This window comes from Rhodobacter capsulatus (assembly GCF_052363175.1).
In the GTDB taxonomy this organism is placed as follows: domain Bacteria; phylum Pseudomonadota; class Alphaproteobacteria; order Rhodobacterales; family Rhodobacteraceae; genus Rhodobacter; species Rhodobacter capsulatus_D.
In genome coordinates this window covers 567,675-584,033 of the sequence record NZ_CP198946.1, presented here as the reverse complement: position 1 = coordinate 584,033, position 16,359 = coordinate 567,675, and the positions used below count along the sequence as shown (strand labels likewise).

The 16,359-nt window shown below is 64.5% G+C and carries 13 protein-coding genes; 4 read left to right on the top strand and 9 right to left on the bottom strand.

Features of this window, described 5'->3' with window-relative positions; translation table 11 throughout:
• Window positions 1-35 precede the first annotated feature (35 nt).
• Complete coding sequence (locus ACTTAI_RS03645; RefSeq protein ID WP_444454390.1) at window positions 36-2,534, bottom strand: GcvT family protein; 2,499 nt, start codon at window positions 2,532-2,534, stop codon at window positions 36-38.
• Window positions 2,535-2,668: 134 nt separating this feature from the next.
• On the opposite strand from ACTTAI_RS03645, the gene ACTTAI_RS03640 reads away from it, so the two are divergent.
• Window positions 2,669-3,457, top strand: a complete 789-nt coding sequence (locus ACTTAI_RS03640; protein WP_444454388.1) for a hypothetical protein — start codon at window positions 2,669-2,671, stop codon at window positions 3,455-3,457.
• 30 nt (window positions 3,458-3,487) lie between these two features.
• Here ACTTAI_RS03640 and ACTTAI_RS03635 read toward each other — a convergent pair whose 3' ends face one another.
• Window positions 3,488-4,474 (bottom strand): 2-hydroxyacid dehydrogenase, encoded by a 987-nt coding sequence (locus tag ACTTAI_RS03635; RefSeq protein WP_444454386.1) that lies wholly within the window; start codon window positions 4,472-4,474, stop codon window positions 3,488-3,490.
• Between the two features lie 87 nt (window positions 4,475-4,561).
• Between ACTTAI_RS03635 and ACTTAI_RS03630 the strand changes: the two genes are divergently transcribed.
• Both ACTTAI_RS03630 and ACTTAI_RS03625 read left to right on the top strand, forming a co-directional pair.
• On the top strand, window positions 4,562-5,182 hold the full coding sequence (locus tag ACTTAI_RS03630; RefSeq protein WP_444454385.1) for an SH3 domain-containing protein: 621 nt from the start codon (window positions 4,562-4,564) through the stop codon (window positions 5,180-5,182).
• 51 nt (window positions 5,183-5,233) lie between these two features.
• A complete protein-coding gene (locus ACTTAI_RS03625) occupies window positions 5,234-6,115 on the top strand; it encodes a cation diffusion facilitator family transporter (RefSeq protein ID WP_444454383.1) in 882 nt (293 codons plus the stop codon).
• 106 nt (window positions 6,116-6,221) lie between these two features.
• Here the strand turns inward: ACTTAI_RS03625 and ACTTAI_RS03620 are convergent, their stop codons facing one another.
• The 7 genes from ACTTAI_RS03620 to greA all read right to left on the bottom strand — a co-directional run bounded on the left by ACTTAI_RS03620 (window position 6,222) and on the right by greA (window position 14,428).
• Window positions 6,222-8,237 (bottom strand): M3 family metallopeptidase, encoded by a 2,016-nt coding sequence (locus ACTTAI_RS03620; RefSeq protein WP_444454381.1) that lies wholly within the window; start codon window positions 8,235-8,237, stop codon window positions 6,222-6,224.
• Between the two features lie 93 nt (window positions 8,238-8,330).
• The gene (locus ACTTAI_RS03615) at window positions 8,331-10,517 is read right to left on the bottom strand and encodes a 3-hydroxyacyl-CoA dehydrogenase NAD-binding domain-containing protein (RefSeq protein ID WP_444454379.1); all 2,187 of its coding nucleotides are present in this window, start codon (window positions 10,515-10,517) and stop codon (window positions 8,331-8,333) included.
• The gene (locus tag ACTTAI_RS03610; protein ID WP_444454377.1) at window positions 10,514-11,011 is read right to left on the bottom strand and encodes a cupin domain-containing protein; all 498 of its coding nucleotides are present in this window, start codon (window positions 11,009-11,011) and stop codon (window positions 10,514-10,516) included. Before ACTTAI_RS03610 ends, ACTTAI_RS03615 begins: the two co-directional genes overlap by 4 nt.
• Window positions 11,011-12,222 carry an acetyl-CoA C-acetyltransferase gene (locus tag ACTTAI_RS03605; RefSeq protein WP_444454375.1) on the bottom strand — a complete coding sequence of 404 codons (1,212 nt, stop codon included), beginning with the start codon at window positions 12,220-12,222 and terminating at the stop codon, window positions 11,011-11,013. Before ACTTAI_RS03605 ends, ACTTAI_RS03610 begins: the two co-directional genes overlap by 1 nt.
• A gap of 387 nt (window positions 12,223-12,609) precedes the next feature.
• Window positions 12,610-12,822, bottom strand: coding sequence for a hypothetical protein (locus ACTTAI_RS03600; protein ID WP_444454373.1), 213 nt, complete (start codon window positions 12,820-12,822; stop codon window positions 12,610-12,612).
• Window positions 12,823-12,895: 73 nt separating this feature from the next.
• Window positions 12,896-13,933: a hypothetical protein gene (locus ACTTAI_RS03595; protein ID WP_444454371.1), complete on the bottom strand. Its 1,038-nt coding sequence runs from the start codon at window positions 13,931-13,933 to the stop codon at window positions 12,896-12,898.
• A gap of 24 nt (window positions 13,934-13,957) precedes the next feature.
• Window positions 13,958-14,428 (bottom strand): transcription elongation factor GreA, encoded by a 471-nt coding sequence (gene greA, locus ACTTAI_RS03590; RefSeq protein WP_444454369.1) that lies wholly within the window; start codon window positions 14,426-14,428, stop codon window positions 13,958-13,960.
• A 253-nt stretch (window positions 14,429-14,681) separates the two neighbouring features.
• Between greA and ACTTAI_RS03585 the strand changes: the two genes are divergently transcribed.
• Window positions 14,682-16,343, top strand: coding sequence for a 4Fe-4S dicluster domain-containing protein (locus tag ACTTAI_RS03585; RefSeq protein ID WP_444454367.1), 1,662 nt, complete (start codon window positions 14,682-14,684; stop codon window positions 16,341-16,343).
• Window positions 16,344-16,359 lie beyond the last annotated feature (16 nt).

Here is a 16,359-nt window from a genome sequence, read left to right as displayed (position 1 = left end):
GCGAAAGGGCCGGGGTTTCCCCCGGCCCTTCGGTGTCAGCCATCCTTGCGGATGCGCGCGTTCGTCGGATCATGCGGGCTGTCTTCGGTGACGACCGCATCCCATTCCTTGAGCTGGATCTTCACCTTCAGCTTGGTGCCGACCTCGGCCAGATCGGGGCGGACATAGCCCATGCCGATCTGCTTGCCGAAGGCCACCGACCAGCCGCCCGAAGTCAGACGGCCGATCTTTTCGCCGTTGTGGATCAGCGCTTCCTTGCCCCAGGGATCGGTGTCTTCCGGCCCATCGATGAGCAGCGTCACGCATTTCGCGCGGATGCCGGTCTCGAGCATCGCCTGCTTGCCGCGGAAGTCTTTCGTGAGGTCGATGAAGCGGTCGAGACCGGCCTCCATCGGCGTCGCGTCGCGCCCCAGTTCATTGCCGAAGGCGCGGTAGGATTTCTCCTGCCGCAGCCAGTTCTGCGCCCGGGCGCCCACCGGCTTCAAACCGTGTTTCGGGCCGACCGACCAGATCAGATCCCAGAGGTAGCGGCCGAATTCGATCGGGTAATGCAGTTCCCAACCAAGCTCGCCGGTATAAGCCACGCGGATCGCGCGGACCGGGCACATGCCCAGTTCGATGTTGCGACAGCTCAGCCACGGGAAGCGCTTGTTGCCAAGCACGGTTTCCGGGTTCGCATCCTTGACGATCTCGTTCAGGATCGCGCGGGCATTCGGACCGGCGAGCGCATAGACGCCCCATTGCGTGGTGACATCGTGGATGTCGATGTGACCGCCACCGGCCGCCATGAAATCATCGGCCGATTTCTGCAGGAAGTCATAGTCATAGGCGGTCCAGGCACCAGCCGAGATCAGGTAGTATTCATTCTCGGCCAGACGGACGATCGTGTATTCCGTCCGCGTCGTGCCCGCATCTGTCAGCGCATAGGTCAGGTTGATCCGGCCCACCGCCGGCAGCTTGTTGCAGGTGAAGTGGTCGAGGAAGGCCGTCGCCCCCGCGCCGCGCACCAGATGCTTGGTGAAGGCCGCCGCATCGATGATCCCCGCAGTTTCGCGGATCGCTTTCGCTTCCGCGACCGCATAGGGCCACCATGCGCCACGGCGGAAGCTGCGGCTGTTGTGGTCGAAATCGGCGGGCGCATCGACCGGGCCGTAGTAGTTCGGGCGTTCCCAGCCGTTCACCTGACCCATCTGCGCGCCGAGCGCGAGCTGGCGGTCATAGGCGGGCGCGGTGCGCAGCGGACGGCAGGCTTCGCGTTCTTCGTCCGGGTGGTGCAGGATGAAGACGTGGTCGTAGCATTCCTCGTTCTTGCGCGCGGCATATTCCGTCGTCATCCAGTTGCCGTAGCGCTTGGGATCGAGCGAGGCCATGTCGATCTCGGCTTCGCCATTCACCATCAGCTGGGCGAGGTAATAGCCGGTGCCGCCCGCGGCGGTGATGCCGAAGCTGAAGCCCTCGGCCAGCCACATGTTGCGCAGGCCCGGCGCCGGGCCGACGAGCGGGTTGCCATCGGGCGTGTAGCAGATCGGGCCGTTGAAATCGTCTTTCAGACCGACGGTTTCCGAGGACGGCAGACGGTGGATCATCGACATGTATTCCGCCTCGATCCGCTCCAGATCGAGCGGGAAGAGGTCGGCGCGGAAGGTTTCCGGCACGTCATAGAGGAAGCGGGCCGGGGCGCCCTTTTCATAGGGCCCAAGGATCCAGCCGCCGCGCTCTTCGCGGACATACCATTTCGCATCGGCATCGCGCAGAACCGGGTGTTCCGGGTTGTTCTTGCGCCATTCCTGCAGCATCGGATCGGGCTCGGTGACGATGAACTGGTGCTCGACCGGAATCGCCGGGATCTTGATGCCCAGAAGCCGGGCGGTGCGCTGCGCGTGGTTGCCGGTCGCGGTGACGACATGCTCGGCATGCACGTCGATCAGCTCGCCCGACCCGACCAGGTTACCGCCCTTTTCGACCATCTTTTCGAGCGTCACGATCCACTCGGAGCCGGTCCATTTGTAGCCGTTCACCTGCAGCTTGCGGACGATGTCCACGCCGCGCTGACGGGCACCCTTGGCCATCGCCTGCGTCACGTCGGCCGGGTTGATGTAGCCGTCCTGCGGGTGGAAGAGGGCCCCCTTCAGGTCGTCGGTGCGCACCAGCGGCCAGCGTTCCTTGATTTCCTTCGGCGTCAGGAATTCATGATACACGCCCGCGGTCTCGGCGACCGAGGAATAGAGCATGTATTCGTCCATCCGGTCCTGCGTCTGCGCCATGCGCAGGTTGCCGCAAACCGAGAAGCCCGCGTTCAGACCGGTTTCGGCCTCGAGCTGCTTGTAGAGATCGACCGAGTATTTGTGGATGTGGGTCGTCGCATAGCTCATGTTGAAAAGCGGCAGCAGACCGGCGGCGTGCCAGGTCGAGCCCGAGGTCAGCTCGTCGCGCTCGACAAGCATCGTCTCCCAGCCCGCCTTGGCAAGGTGATAGGCAATCGAACAGCCGACGGCACCGCCGCCGACAACAAGGGCTTTGACATGGGTCTTCATCGGGAACTCCTGAAGCGTTTCCCCCGTTGTCGCAGGTTGGCGAAGCTTCGGGCAAGCGTTGCCGACATATAATGGATAAAAACGACACAAACCGATGAAGCCCGGACGGGGTTTACCATTCAGACAGCTTAACGATGATTGACCGGGTCATCGGGTGTATCCTGCGCGCGTATCTGTTGTTCAGAGGCTGTCTTGCGATGATCGCGTCCATCTCTGCCGTCTCTTCCGTCTCCGCCGTTTCCCGGGGGACAGCGCGCAACCATGCCGGTGGCGCGACCTCTGTTGCCGCTTCTGCAACCAGTTCTCACGGCGTAGGCTCGACCAGCGGGCTGAAGGGCCATGTCGTCGAATCCTCGCTCATGGGGCCGGCGCAGATCGTGGAAAGCCGCGACTCGACCCCGCTGAGCGGGATACGCGACATTTCGCGAGAAGCGGCCAAGATGCCCGAGAACACTGCGGCCGACACGATGAGACGAGAGATCGCCAGCACCGAAACCCAGCCCACCGGGGCTGTCTATTCGGTGAAGAAGATTGCGGCCGAAGCCGAAACGGAGATGAAGGACCGCGAACCGACGCCTGTCGAGATTCTGGTGCAGCAGGAGGCGGGCGGCAAACCCGGCGGCAATGTCGATGAGTTGAGTGCGCTCATCGATCAGACGACCCCCGTGCAAGAGCAGGTCGACCTCTCTGAAACGCGGGTGGACCTGAGCAAGCAGGATGATGCCTTGCGTCAGGTCGCGGATCAGGCGCTGGCCGAGGGCCGGGCGGTGCGCGGCACCAGCCTGACCGACAAGCCGAATGCGCAAGAACAGATGCAACAACAGAACGCCGCCCAAGCACGCGAAAGCGCCTATTCGACGCTGTCGCTGGCCGCCGTCAGTTCTCAGGCGCAACCGGGCCGCAGAATTCGGCTGACGATGTGAAAAGGGCGGCCCCGGGGGCCGCCCTTTCGCTTACAGCATGCCGGGCACGACCAGATCCGGCGGCCGGTGGCCATCGGCAAAGGTCTTGATGTTCAGGATCACCTTTTCGCCCATCTCGATCCGGCCCTCGCGCGTGGCTGAGCCCATATGCGGCAGCGCCACCACATTGGGCATCTCGCGCAGCGCCGGGTTGATGTTGGCGCCGTGCTCATAGACATCGAGCCCCGCCCCGGCCACTTCGCCCGCCTTCAGCGCGCGCACCAGCGCATTCTCGTCGATCACCTCGCCGCGCGAGGTGTTCACGATCACCACCGACGGTTTCATCAGCTTCAGCCGCCGCGCATTGATCAGGTGGAAAGTCGAGGGCGTGTGCGGACAGTTCACCGAGATCACGTCCATCCGCGCCACCATCTGATCAAGGCTGTCCCAATAGGTCGCCTTCAGATCGGCTTCGGTCTCGGCGCGCAGCTGGCGCCGATTGTGGTAATGGATCTCCATCCCGAAGGCTGCCGCGCGACGGGCAACGGCCTGACCGATCCGCCCCATGCCGATGATGCCCAGCCGTTTGCCGCCGATCCGCCCGCCCAGATTCGCGGTCGGCGCAAAGCCCTGCCATTCACCGCGCGCCATCTCGGCAAGCCCCTCGGGCAGACGACGGGTCACGCCAAGGATCAGGGACATCACCATGTCGGCCGTGTCCTCGGTCACCACGCCCGGCGTGTTTGACACCAGCACATTGCGCGAGCGGGCCGAGGCGACGTCGATGTGATCGACCCCGGCGCCGAAATTCGCGATCAGACGCAGGCGGTTACCCGCGCCTGCCAGCATGTTGGCGTCGATATGGTCGGTCAGCGTCGGCACCAGCACGTCGGCGCCCTGCATCGCCGCCACCAGCTCTTCGCGGGTCATCTTTTCGTCGCTCTCCCGCAGGGTCACGTCGAAAAGTTCCTTCATCCGCGTCTCGACCACTTCGGGCAACCGTCGCGTCACGACAACACTCAGTCGCGGTGCGGGCATGGTTGTCTCTCCTCTCTTCCAAACTCCTGTGCTTGGGTGCAAATTGACCGTCAAAGGGGCAAGTTACAAGGCCCGGAGAGAGCAGAAATGACGATTTTTGACGTGTTAGCGCAATTTTGTTGCGCGCGCGATCGTGAACGGCGCCTGTCAACCAGGCTGCCGGGGGTGATGCTGGCCCTGACCCTGGGACTTGGCACGCTGCCCGCACCAGCGCAGGAGATTGACGACGAACCACCGCCCACGGATGAAGCCGTGGCACAGGCGCTGGCAACGCAAAGTGGCCGCGGTCCGGTGACAAACCTGCCCCTGCCGCGCTACGTCTCGCTCAAAGGGTCCGAAGGCAACGCACGGCGCGGCCCCTCGCTCAGCCATCGCATCGACTGGGTTTTCACTCATGCCGGGATGCCGCTGCGCGTCACCGCCGAATTCGGCCACTGGCGCCGGGTCGAGGATCGCGACGGCGCGGGCGGCTGGGTGCATTACTCGCTGATCTCCGGGGTGCGGACCGTCATCGTCGAGGATGACATGACCGAGTTGCACGCCCGCGCCGATGCGAAATCGGCCGTGGTGGCGCTGGCCGAAATGGGGGCGGTGGCGAAGCTCGGGGATTGCACGATCGACTGGTGCGAGATCAGCGCCGAAGAGGCCGATGGCTGGGTGCCGAAAACCGCGATCTGGGGCGTGGACCCCGATGAAATTCGTGACTGAGACACAGGGATCGGATAGGGACAGGGCCCGCAACCCAATCCCGAGTCGCCGATGCCTTATGATGCCCCTGCACAGAAACTGAACCTCTCGGCGGGGTTTGCCTCGGTTTCCGTGGCCGCCACGCTGGTCGTGCTGAAGCTCTGGGCGCTCTTTGCCACCGGAGCCTTGTCGATCGCGGCCTCGCTCGCCGATTCGGCGATGGATCTGTTCGTGTCGGCCGCGGGTCTTGCGGCGATCGTCTATGCAGCGCGCCCGGCTGATGACGATCACACGTTTGGGCACAGCTCGGTCGAAGATCTGGTCTCGCTTGGTCAGGCGATCTTCGTCGCGGCCTCGGGCGGGCTGATCCTCTGGGCCTCGGTCGAGCGGCTCATGGCCCCCTCGGTGCCGCTGGCCGAGGAAGGCGCGGGCATCGCGGTGATGGCGGTTTCGGCGGGGCTTACGGCGGCGCTGGTGCTCTGGCAGCGTCGGGTGGCGCGGCAGACCGGCAACAAGGTCGTGGCCGCCGACATGCTGCATTACGTGGGCGATCTGCTGCCGACCATGGGCGCGATTCTGGCACTACTGCTCTCGGCGCGGTTCGGCTGGTCACGGGCAGACAGCGTGATTGCGATTCTGGCCGCCCTTCTGATGCTGCGCGGCGCACTGCAGATCGGGATTTCCAGCTGGCACGCGCTGATGGACCGCGCCGCCCCCGCCGAGCTGGTGCAGGGCATTTCGAACATTGCCGATCTCTGGCCCGGCGTGCGCGGCCACCACGATCTGCGCACCCGCACCGCGGGCGCGCGTGTCTTCGTGCAGATCCATATAGAGCTTGACGGCGAGCAGACCCTCGACGCCGCCCATGCGATCGCGCGCAGTTTGAAACGCGCGATCCGCGAGGCCTATCCGCAGACCGATGTGATCATCCACATGGACGTCTGGCAAGGCTGACGAAGGCAGGGGGCGCTGCCCCCCGGCCTCCTGCGGAGGCTCCCCCCGGCGTATTTTCCCCAAGAAAAAGCACAGGGTTTTTTCTTGGCTCAAATACGCCCTTTTCTCAGGCCTCCAAAAGACCCCGGCCTTTCAGCAGCGCCTCGACCCCCGGGGTCTTGCCGCGGAAGGCCATCCAGGCGGTATCGGCGGGCACCGAACCGCCGACCGAGAGGATGCAGCGCTCGAGACGCTCGGCCGTGGCCGGGTCGAAAGCATCGCCGGTTTCCTCGAAAGCCGCAAAGGCATCGGCATCCATCACCTCGGACCACATGTAGCTGTAATAGCCCGAGGAATAGCCGTCTCCACTGAAGACATGGCCGAAATGCGGGGTGGCATGGCGCATCCGGATCGCCTTCGGCATACCGATCTGCGCCAGAACCTGCGCCTGCAGCGCCATCGGATCGGCCGGGGCCGCGCCTTCGTGGAAGGCCAGATCGACGAACGCCGAGGCAACGAATTCGACCGTCAGGAAGCCTTGATCATAGGTCGCCGCCGCGAGCAGCTTGTCGAGAAGCGCCTTCGGCATTGCTTCGCCGGTTTGCCAATGGCGGGCGTGCTTTTCCAGCACCTCGGGCACTTCCATCCAGTGTTCGTAAAGCTGGCTCGGCAGCTCCACGAAATCCCGCGCGACCGAAGTGCCCGAGACGAACTGATAGGTCACATCGGACAGCATCTGGTGCAGCGCATGGCCGAATTCGTGGAACAGCGTCCGGGCATCGTCATAGGACAGCAGGCAGGGCTCGCCCTTGGCAAAGTTGCAGACATTGACGACGATCGGGCGGGTGTCCGTGCCCAGCTTCTTTTGCGACCGCATCGCCGAACACCACGCCCCCGAGCGTTTCGAAGGCCGCGCGAAATAATCACCGAGGAAGACCGCGATATGGCGCCCCTTGCGGCTGACTTCCCAGCCGCGCACGTCCGCGTGGTAGAACGGCCCTTCGATCGGGCGGAACTCGAGGCCGAAGAGCCGGGTGGCGGTGTCGAACATCGCGCCCAGCATCGCGTCGAGCGAGAGATAGGGCTTCAGCGCCGCCTCGTCGAAATCATGCTCGGTGACGCGGCGCTTTTCGGAGTAGTAGCGCCAGTCCCAGGCCTCCAGATCGCCATTGATGCCGTCGTCGTGCATCATCGCCGTCAGCCTCGCGGCATCTGCTTCGGCCCGGGCCTTGGCCGGGGTCCAGACGCGCATCAGCAGATCGCGGACGTTTTCGGGCGTCTTCGCCATCTCGGGTTCGAGCTTGTAGGCGGCGAAGCTGTCGTAGCCGAGCAGTTTCGCGCGTTCCTCGCGCAGGTTCAGGATTTCCGCCGCAATCACCCGGTTGTCGGTCGGCCCGCCATTGGCGCCCCGTGCAACCCAGGCCTCGTAGGCGAGTTCGCGCAGATCACGGCGCGACGAGAATTGCAGGAACGGCACGATCAGCGAGCGATTGAGCGTCAGCACTGGCACCTCCTGCCCGCGCTCTGCTCCGGCGGCTTTCGCCGCCGCCACGACGAAATCGGGCAGGCCCTCCAGCTCGTCCTCGGCCAGCGGACGGAACCAGTCGCGTTCGTCAGCCAGCAAGTTCTGCGAAAACGCGGTCGAAAGCACCGCGAGCCGTTCCTTGATTTCGGTCATCCGGTCGGCATCGGCGCCCTGCAGCGCCGCGCCCGAGCGCACGAACATCTTGAAATAGAGCTCCAGCACCCGGGCCTGTTCCGGGGTCAGATCCAGGGTTTCGCGCGTCTCCCACAGCCGCTCGACGCGAGCGAAGAGCGGGCGGTTCATCGTCACTTCCGAGGCAAAGGCCGCCATCTTCGGCGCCAGATCGCGCATCAGCGCCTCGCGCGCAGGCGTGCTGTCGGCGCCCGAGAGGTTGTAGAAAACCCCCGCCACCCGGTCGAGCAGCCCCTCGGCCAGTTCCAGCGCCTCGATCGTATTGGCGAAACTCGGCGCCTCCGGATTGGCGGCAATGGCGGCGATATTCGCGCGGGCCTCGGTCAGAGCGGTGTCAAAAGCGGGGGCGAAATCGGCATCGGTGATCGCGGCGAAATCGGGAAGGGCGAAGGGGCCAAGGCCCTCGGCCAGAACGGGATTGGTCATGCGGAACTCCTTTGGCGGAAAGCTAGGACGCGCCGGGCGAAAGGAAAAGGGGCGATGCCCGTGGCACCGCCCTCATTCGCGTGATCAGAGATCTCAGGCGGCTTTCGCGGCCGCCCCGGAACCGAAGCGGGCGTAGAAACTGTCGCCCTTGGCCGCAATGTCGCGCAGAAGCGCAGGAGTTTCGAAGCGGGCGCCATATTGAGCGCAAAGCCCGTCGCAGATCTCGACCGCCCGGGCCGCGCCCAGAATGTCGAGCCAGGCGAAGGGGCCACCCGACCAGGGCGCGAAACCCCAGCCAAGGATCGCGCCGACGTCGCCTTCGCGGATGTCGGTCAGCACGCCCTGTTCAAAGGCGCGGACGGCTTCGAGCACCTGCACCATCAGCAGACGATGCTGCACATGGGTCAGCTCGGGCTGATCCGCGGCGCGGGGATAGTGCGCCGAAAGACCGTCCCACATGCCGCCGCGCTTGCCCGCGTCATAGGTGTAGAAGCCCGCATCGGCCTTCTTGCCCAGCCGCCCCTGCTCGGCCATCCAGAACACGACCTCATCCACGGCGCCATCGGGATAGGCATCGCCCATCGCGGCTTTGGTCGCCTTGGCGATCTTCACGCCCAGATCGATCGAGGTTTCATCGACCAGTTGCAGCGGGCCAAGCGGCATGCCGACGAGCTTTGCCGCGTTTTCCACCAGAACCGGGTTCACCCCCTCGGCCACCATGCGGATGCCCTCGTTGATATAGGGGATGATGCAGCGGTTGGCGTAGAAGAAGCGCGCGTCATTGACGACGATCGGGGTCTTGCGGATGGCACGGACGAAATCGAGCGCCTTCGCCACGGCAATCTCGCCGGTGTCCTTGCCCTTGATGATCTCGACCAGGTTCATCTTGTCGACCGGGCTGAAGAAGTGGATGCCGATGAAATTCGTCGGCCGTTGGCTGGCCTTTGCCAGACCCGAGATCGGCAGGGTCGAGGTGTTGGTGGCAAAGATCGCCTCCTCGCCGATCACCGCTTCGGCTTTCGCCGTCACCTCGGCCTTGACCTTCGGATCTTCGAAGACGGCCTCGACGACCAGATCGCAGCCCGCAAGCGCCGCGTAATCGGTGGTGGCGGTGATACGGCCCAGAACCTCGGCCTTTTTCGCCTCGGTCACCTTGCGCCGTTGGATCCCCTTGTCGAGGATGCCGGTCGAATAGGACTTGCCGCGGTCGGCCGCTTCCTGCGTGCTGTCGATCAGCACGACCTCGATCCCGGCATTGGCGGCGACATAGGCGATGCCCGCCCCCATCATCCCCGCGCCCAGAACGCCCAGTTTTGTCACCGATTGATCGGAGACCTTGGGCCGGTTCGCGCCTTTTTCCAGCGCCTCCTTGTTGATGAAGAGCGAGCGGATCATTGCGCCCGAGGACGGGTTCATCAGCACCTTGGTGAACCAGCGCGCCTCGATCCGCAGCGCCTGATCGAAGGGCACAAGCGCGCCTTCATAGACCGCGGACAGAAGCGCCTTGGCGGCCGGGTAGACCCCCATCGTCTTTCCATGCACCATGGCGCTGGCGCCGACATAGGTCATGAAACCCGCCGGGTGATAGGGGGCACCGCCCGGCATCTTGTAGCCCTTGGCATCCCAGGGCTTGACCAGATCGGCGTCGGTGGCCTTGAGCACCCAGTCGTGCGCGGCGGCCATCGGATCGGCGCAAACCTCGTCGATGATCCCCGCGGCTTTCGCAGCCTTCGGGTCCGAAAGCTTGCCTTCCAGCAGGAACGGCGCCGCCATCATCGCGCCCATCTTGCGCACGAGCCGCGTCGTGCCGCCCGCGCCGGGGAAAATGCCGACCATGATTTCGGGCAGACCGATCTTCGCCTTCGGGTTCTCGGCGGCAAAGATGCGGTGGCACGACAGCGGGAGTTCCAGCCCGATGCCAAGCGCGGTGCCCGGCAGGACACAGGCGATCGGCTTGCCCCCTTTCAGCGTCTTCGGGTCCATCCCCGCGCGCTCGATCTTGCGCAGCGCGGCATGCAGCTGCATCACGCCGTCAAACACCGCCTGCGCGCCGCCCTCGCGCATTTTCGCGATCACGTTGAGATCCATGCCGCCGGCGAAATCCTTCTTGCCGGAGGTGATGATGATCCCCTTGCAGGCCGCATCGGCAAGGCATTGATCGACATGGGAAATGAGCGTAGCGAGCCCGTCAAGGCTCATCACGTTCATCGATTTGTCGGCCACGTCCCAGGTGATAACGGCGACGCCATCGGCGCCAAGCTCACAGGTGAAATCGGTCATTTGCTCTCTCCCTTCGGCGCAAGGTCGCGGGGGCCCGCCCAGTCGCTGCCGTCATGGTAGGTGAAGCGGGCCTTGCCGCCCGCAATGTGAATCTGCATGTCGACGTCGGAATAGGTCGCCACCTCCTCGGCAGCCTTGGTCCCGACGATCAGGAATTTGCCCGGCGCGTCCGAGCGGTTGACGAAGCGATGCCCGTTCGGCACGCCAGCCTTCCACGCCGCGCAATCGCCCGGGTGCATCTCGGTTTCGCCGTCGTCCTCGATCAGCGTCAGACGGCCGTCCAGCACCAGCGCGAATTCGTCCTCGCGCAGGTGCCAGTGCCGCAACGAGGCCGCGGCGCCCGGTTCCAGCGTCACGATATTGACGCCGAACTGCGTCAGCCCGGCCAGATCCCCGAGCCGGATCGAGGACCGCCCCGCCATCTGCGCGGCATAAGGCGCCGGGTAGATCGAGCCGGTCTTCACCGGGGCCGCGGACAGGTCGAGCTTCGGCATCAGACCCTCTCGATGATCGTGGCAGCGCCCATGCCAGAAGCGATGCAGAGCGTCGCAAGGCCGGTGGACAGATCGCGGCGTTCCAGCTCATCCAGCAGCGTGCCGATGATGATCGCCCCCGTCGCGCCAAGCGGATGGCCCAGCGCCATCGCGCCACCGTTCACGTTGACCTTGTCCTGCCCGACGTCAAAGGCCTGCATGAAGCGCAGAACGACCGCGGCAAAGGCCTCGTTCACCTCGAACAGGTCGATGTCAGAGATGCTCATGCCGCTGTCGCGCAGGATCTTTTCAGTGACGGGCACCGGGCCGGTCAGCATGATCGTCGGATCGGTGCCGATCTTCGCCGTCGCGCGGATGCGGGCACGGGGTTTCAGCCCATGCGCCTCGCCGAATTCCTTCGAACCGATCAGCACGGCCGCCGCGCCATCGACGATGCCCGAAGAGTTGCCCGCATGGTGGATATGCTCGATCCGCTCCAGATGCGGGTATTTCAGCATCGCCACCTTGTCGAAGCCGGGCATCACCTCACCCATGTCCTTGAAGGCGGGCTTGAGCTTGGCCAGGTCTTCCATCGTCGTGCCCGGGCGCAGATATTCGTCACGGTCAAGAATGGTCAGCCCGTTCTGATCCTTCACCGGCACGATGGATTTCGCGAAACGGTTCTCGGCCCAGGCCTCGGCGGCGCGGCGCTGGCTCTCAACCGCCAAGGCATCGGCCATCTCGCGGGTGAAGCCGTATTCGGTGGCGATCACATCGGCGGAAATCCCCTGCGGCACGAAATAGGTCTTCATCGCGAGGGACGGATCCACGGCAATCGCCGCCCCGTCCGAGCCCATCGCGACGCGGCTCATCATCTCGACCCCGCCCGCGATATAGGCCGCGCCCGCGCCCGCCTTGACCTGGTTGGCAGCAAGGTTTACCGCCTCCATTCCGCTGGCGCAAAAGCGGTTGATCGAAAGGCCCGGGATCGATTCATCCAGCCCCGAAAGCAGCACCGCAGACCGCGCAAGGCAACCGCCCTGCTCACCCACCTGCGTGACATTGCCCCAGATCACATCCTCGACCGCATGGCCCGTCAGGCCGTTGCGCTCGGCCACTGCATCCAGAAGCCGCGCCGAGAGCGCGACCGAGGTCACTTCATGCAGGCTGCCATCAGCGCGCCCCTTGCCCCGCGGCGTGCGGCAGGCGTCATAGATATAGGCTTCGGTCATCGTTCCTCCTCTGCCCGGACGAAACCGGGCCTGCTCCCGTCGCGGGGGAACCCGCGTCGGCAGACATATTGCAACGAATTGACGTGCGCGTAACTAGCTTGGCGACGAAGTGGCGCAACGTCACGAGGGCTCGCGAAGGAGAGGTCGCAAAAGGGCGTATTTGGACCAAGAAAAAGCAGCCGCAAAGGTGCGCCCCGGCTGACGGAGGTCACTCAAGCCTCTCAGGAAGATCCTTCCTCGCGCCGGGGCGGCTTTTCCTTGGACGGTCATCGGCTCGCCAGCCTGTACCGTGATGCGAGCATCGCGCCGCATGGTTAACAACTCGTGTCGAACCTGCTTTTTCTTGGCCCAAATACGCCCTTGCCGCCGCAAGTCCCGCGCGCGCCCTCAGGCCTTGCGATCCTCGAGTTCCGCCTTGAAGAGCCGCAGCCGTACCGCAAGATTTTCGTGATGCGTGACCGAGTTGAAATGCTCGAAGAGGAAGCACAGGGCCTCGTCCGGGGTCAGCCCGGCCTCTTCGGCGAAGCGGTGCAGGACGCGATAGGCATCATTCGTCAGCGAGACCGGAAAGCGGCGCGTCAGGCGCAGACGTTTGGGCATGGACGGCTCCTTGGCATCAGAAGCGGCCGCCGCACCTTGCGCAGGGCGCATGAGACGACGGCGGCGCGGACGGTCAATCAAAGGTGCCGGTGACGCGGCCCAGCAGCATGAAGGCGCGGGCTGTGCGGGTCTCGGCCAGTTCCGCCACTTCCTGATCCGAGGCGTTCTGCTCGAATTCGGTGAAGGTACGGTCGAACTGGCGCAGGAAATGATGCGCGGCATCGCGGAAGATCGTATCCGCACGCATCCGGCCCGAGGTCAGCGCCAAGGACGAGCGATCCCGCACCCCGCCCAAAGCCGCGATCTCGCGACCGCGTTCGCCCTTGGCGAAACGGCGCCAGAGTTCCGGCCGGGCCCGGTCAGGTTTCAGATCGTCCATATAGATGCCGTCCTGCGCCAGCAGGTTCAGCACGTCCTGCGCCGCGCGCAGCAATTTCGCCATCGTCCGGTCTTCGAGCGCAAGGCGCAGGGCGCGGAAGCCCTCCTTGTCCTCGGCATTGTCGGGGAATTGCATCGCGCGGATGAAATCGGCGACCGAGACCGGCGGCTTGAGATCCTCGGCGGGCGTTCCCAAGGCGAGCCTTGGCTGGTCATCGACCGGGGCCACGGGTTTGGGCGTTGCCAAAGCGGCCTTGCGGTCGGCTGGCGGCTGCGCCGCCGCATTGTCGCGCCGGGTCGAGAACGTCGCCAGCGCCGATTCCGCCTGCCGGGCGGCAATCGCCACCTCGTCGAGCTTCTTTTCCAGTGCCTGACCGCCGCGGATCTGGGTCTGGTTGAGCCAGGCAGAGCGCATCGCCTCAAGCGCGACCTTGAGCGCCTGCGCCTCGGCCCGCATCTCCTGCGCGGTGCGGGCGGTCACGGCAGCGACCCAGATCATCACCACCGGCAGCACGACGCCCACCACCGTCATCACCAGCGAGGCGACATTCAGCCCCGTCGCATCACCCGACGGCATGAAGAGCCAGAACGCGCCAACGAGCGCCAGCCACAGGGCCGTCAGACCGCCCGCCACCCATTCGGTGCGGCGGGACGGCACGTCCGGTTGCGGCGCAGGCGACCATGCCACCGCACCGCTTTCGGGGGTCTTGCGTTCGGACTGGGGCTCGCCCATCTCGCTACCTTTGTCCAGATCCGCTTACACGAAGCGGACCGACAGGATCTCGTAACTGCGCTGGCCGCCCGGGGTGCGAACCTCAACGCTGTCGCCTTCGTCCTTGCCGATCAACGCCCGCGCCAGCGGCGACTTGATGTTCAGAAGACCGCGCTCCAGATCGGCCTCGTGTTCCCCGACGATCTGATAGGTGCGCTCTTCTTCGGTGTCCTCGTCAACCAGCGTCACCGTGGCCCCGAACTTGATCGATCCTGACAGTTTCACCGTGTCGATCACCTCGGCGCGGCTGAGCACCGATTCGAGTTCCTTGATCCGGCCCTCGACGAAGCTCTGTTTTTCGCGGGCGGCGTGATACTCGGCGTTTTCGGAAAGGTCGCCATGTTCGCGGGCTTCGGCAATCGCCTTGATGACGGCGGGCCGTTCCACGGACTTCAGCGTTTTCAGTTCCTCGTCGAGCACGTCGTAGCCGGCGCGCGTCATCGGTATCTTTTCCATGGAGGTGCTTGACCTGTGCTGGCTGACAATTCTTCTTCTTAGCCCTGTGAGGTAAATCCGCCAAGCGGGTCCGGTGTCAAGGGTGGCAGGGCGTTTTCCGCCGACCGGGTGCCGCATCCGGACGGGCGTGTCTTTTCTGCAGATGCGAAAGATTGTTGCGTCGCGGCGCTGCGTAACAATTGCTTCATGTTCCCATTCGCGTTACCACGACGCCGGAACGCGCTGCTGCTGCCTGAACGAAGGAGCCCCCGAGATGGCCGAGATCGAACGCGAGTCGATGGAATACGATGTGGTGATCGTGGGGGCCGGTCCGTCGGGTCTTTCTGCGGCGATCCGGCTCAAGCAGATCGACCCGGATCTGAACGTGGTGGTGCTCGAAAAGGGCTCGGAAGTGGGCGCGCATATCCTTTCGGGCGCCGTTCTGGACCCGCGCGGGCTCAACAAGCTCATTCCGGACTGGAAGGACAAGGGCGCCCCCATCAAAACCCCGGTCAAGGAAGACAATTTCTTCCTGCTCTCGCCCGCCGGACAGATCCGCATCCCGAACTGGCCGATGCCGGGGCTGATGTCGAATCACGGCAATTACATCGTGTCGATGGCGAATGTCTGCCGCTGGCTGGCCGAACAGGCCGAAGGGCTGGGGGTCGAGATTTTCCCGGGCATGTCCTGCTCGGAACTGGTCTGGGACAAGGACGCAAATGGCAACGACCGCGTCGCCGGTGTCGTCGCGGGCGAGATGGGTCTGGCCTCGGACGGCACGCCCGGCCCGAACTACGAGCCGGGGATGGAGCTGCGCGGCAAATATGTCTTCCTGGCCGAGGGCGTGCGTGGGTCGCTGAGTAAGCAGCTGATCGAGCGCTACAACCTCTCGGATGGCAAATGCCCGCAGAAATTCGGTCTGGGCATGAAGGAAATCTGGGAGATCGACCCGAAAAAGCACCGCGAGGGCACGGTGAGCCACACGATGGGCTGGCCGCTGGACCATAACGCCGGGGGCGGGTCGTTCATCTATCACATCGAGAACAATCAGGTGTATATCGGCGTCGTCGTGCACCTGAACTACAAGAACCCCTATCTGTCGCCCTATATGGAATTCCAGCGCTTCAAGCATCACCCGATGGTGGCGCAGCTTCTGGAAGGCGGCAAGCGTGTGGCCTATGGCGCGCGGGCGATCTCGGAAGGCGGCTGGCAATCGATCCCGAAACTGACGGTACCGGGGGCTGCGCTGCTCGGTTGCTCGGCCGGGTTCGTGAACGTGCCGCGGATCAAGGGCAACCACAATGCGATGCTTTCGGGCATCGCCGCGGCCGAAGCCGCCGCGAAGGCGATCAAGGCCGGGCGCGAAGGCGACGAACTGGTCGATTACGAAGCCGATGTCCGCTCCGGCCCGATTGCGAAAGACCTCCTTCCGGTGCGCAACGTCAAGCCGCTGTGGTCGTGGTGGGGGATCTGGGCGTCGATGTTCCTCGGCGGGCTCGACATGTGGACGAATTCGCTGTTCGGTTTCTCGGTCTTCGGCACGCTCAAGCACAAGAAGACCGACGCCGCCCATACCGGCCTGGCGAAGGATTTCGCGCCGATCGACTATCCCAAGCCCGATGGCAAGATCAGCTTCGACCGGCTGACCAACGTCAGCTTCGCCTTCACCAACCATGAGGAAAGCCAGCCCTGCCACCTGCGGCTGAAAGATCCCTCGGTGCCGATCGCGGTGAACCTGCGCGACTATGCGGAACCGGCGCAGCGCTACTGCCCGGCGGGTGTCTATGAGGTGCTGGGCGAAGGCGATCAGGCCCGCTTCCAGATCAACTTCCAGAACTGCGTGCACTGCAAGACCTGCGATATCAAGGACCCGTCGCAGAACATCACCTGGACCACACCGCAGGGCGGCGACGGCCCGAACTACCCCAATATGTGAGTCTTGCGCGTCACAT

What these genes read in the sequence shown, in the direction of transcription:
- ACTTAI_RS03645 (WP_444454390.1), bottom strand. Translation starts at nt 2,534, where the DNA reads ATGAAGACCCATGTCAAAGCCCTTGTTGTCGGCGGCGGTGCCGTCGGC.
- ACTTAI_RS03640 (WP_444454388.1), top strand. Translation starts at nt 2,669, where the DNA reads ATGATTGACCGGGTCATCGGGTGTATCCTGCGCGCGTATCTGTTGTTC.
- ACTTAI_RS03635 (WP_444454386.1), bottom strand. Translation starts at nt 4,474, where the DNA reads ATGCCCGCACCGCGACTGAGTGTTGTCGTGACGCGACGGTTGCCCGAA.
- ACTTAI_RS03630 (WP_444454385.1), top strand. Translation starts at nt 4,562, where the DNA reads ATGACGATTTTTGACGTGTTAGCGCAATTTTGTTGCGCGCGCGATCGT.
- ACTTAI_RS03625 (WP_444454383.1), top strand. Translation starts at nt 5,234, where the DNA reads ATGCCTTATGATGCCCCTGCACAGAAACTGAACCTCTCGGCGGGGTTT.
- ACTTAI_RS03620 (WP_444454381.1), bottom strand. Translation starts at nt 8,237, where the DNA reads ATGACCAATCCCGTTCTGGCCGAGGGCCTTGGCCCCTTCGCCCTTCCC.
- ACTTAI_RS03615 (WP_444454379.1), bottom strand. Translation starts at nt 10,517, where the DNA reads ATGACCGATTTCACCTGTGAGCTTGGCGCCGATGGCGTCGCCGTTATC.
- ACTTAI_RS03610 (WP_444454377.1), bottom strand. Translation starts at nt 11,011, where the DNA reads ATGCCGAAGCTCGACCTGTCCGCGGCCCCGGTGAAGACCGGCTCGATC.
- ACTTAI_RS03605 (WP_444454375.1), bottom strand. Translation starts at nt 12,222, where the DNA reads ATGACCGAAGCCTATATCTATGACGCCTGCCGCACGCCGCGGGGCAAG.
- ACTTAI_RS03600 (WP_444454373.1), bottom strand. Translation starts at nt 12,822, where the DNA reads ATGCCCAAACGTCTGCGCCTGACGCGCCGCTTTCCGGTCTCGCTGACG.
- ACTTAI_RS03595 (WP_444454371.1), bottom strand. Translation starts at nt 13,933, where the DNA reads ATGGGCGAGCCCCAGTCCGAACGCAAGACCCCCGAAAGCGGTGCGGTG.
- greA (WP_444454369.1), bottom strand. Translation starts at nt 14,428, where the DNA reads ATGGAAAAGATACCGATGACGCGCGCCGGCTACGACGTGCTCGACGAG.
- ACTTAI_RS03585 (WP_444454367.1), top strand. Translation starts at nt 14,682, where the DNA reads ATGGCCGAGATCGAACGCGAGTCGATGGAATACGATGTGGTGATCGTG.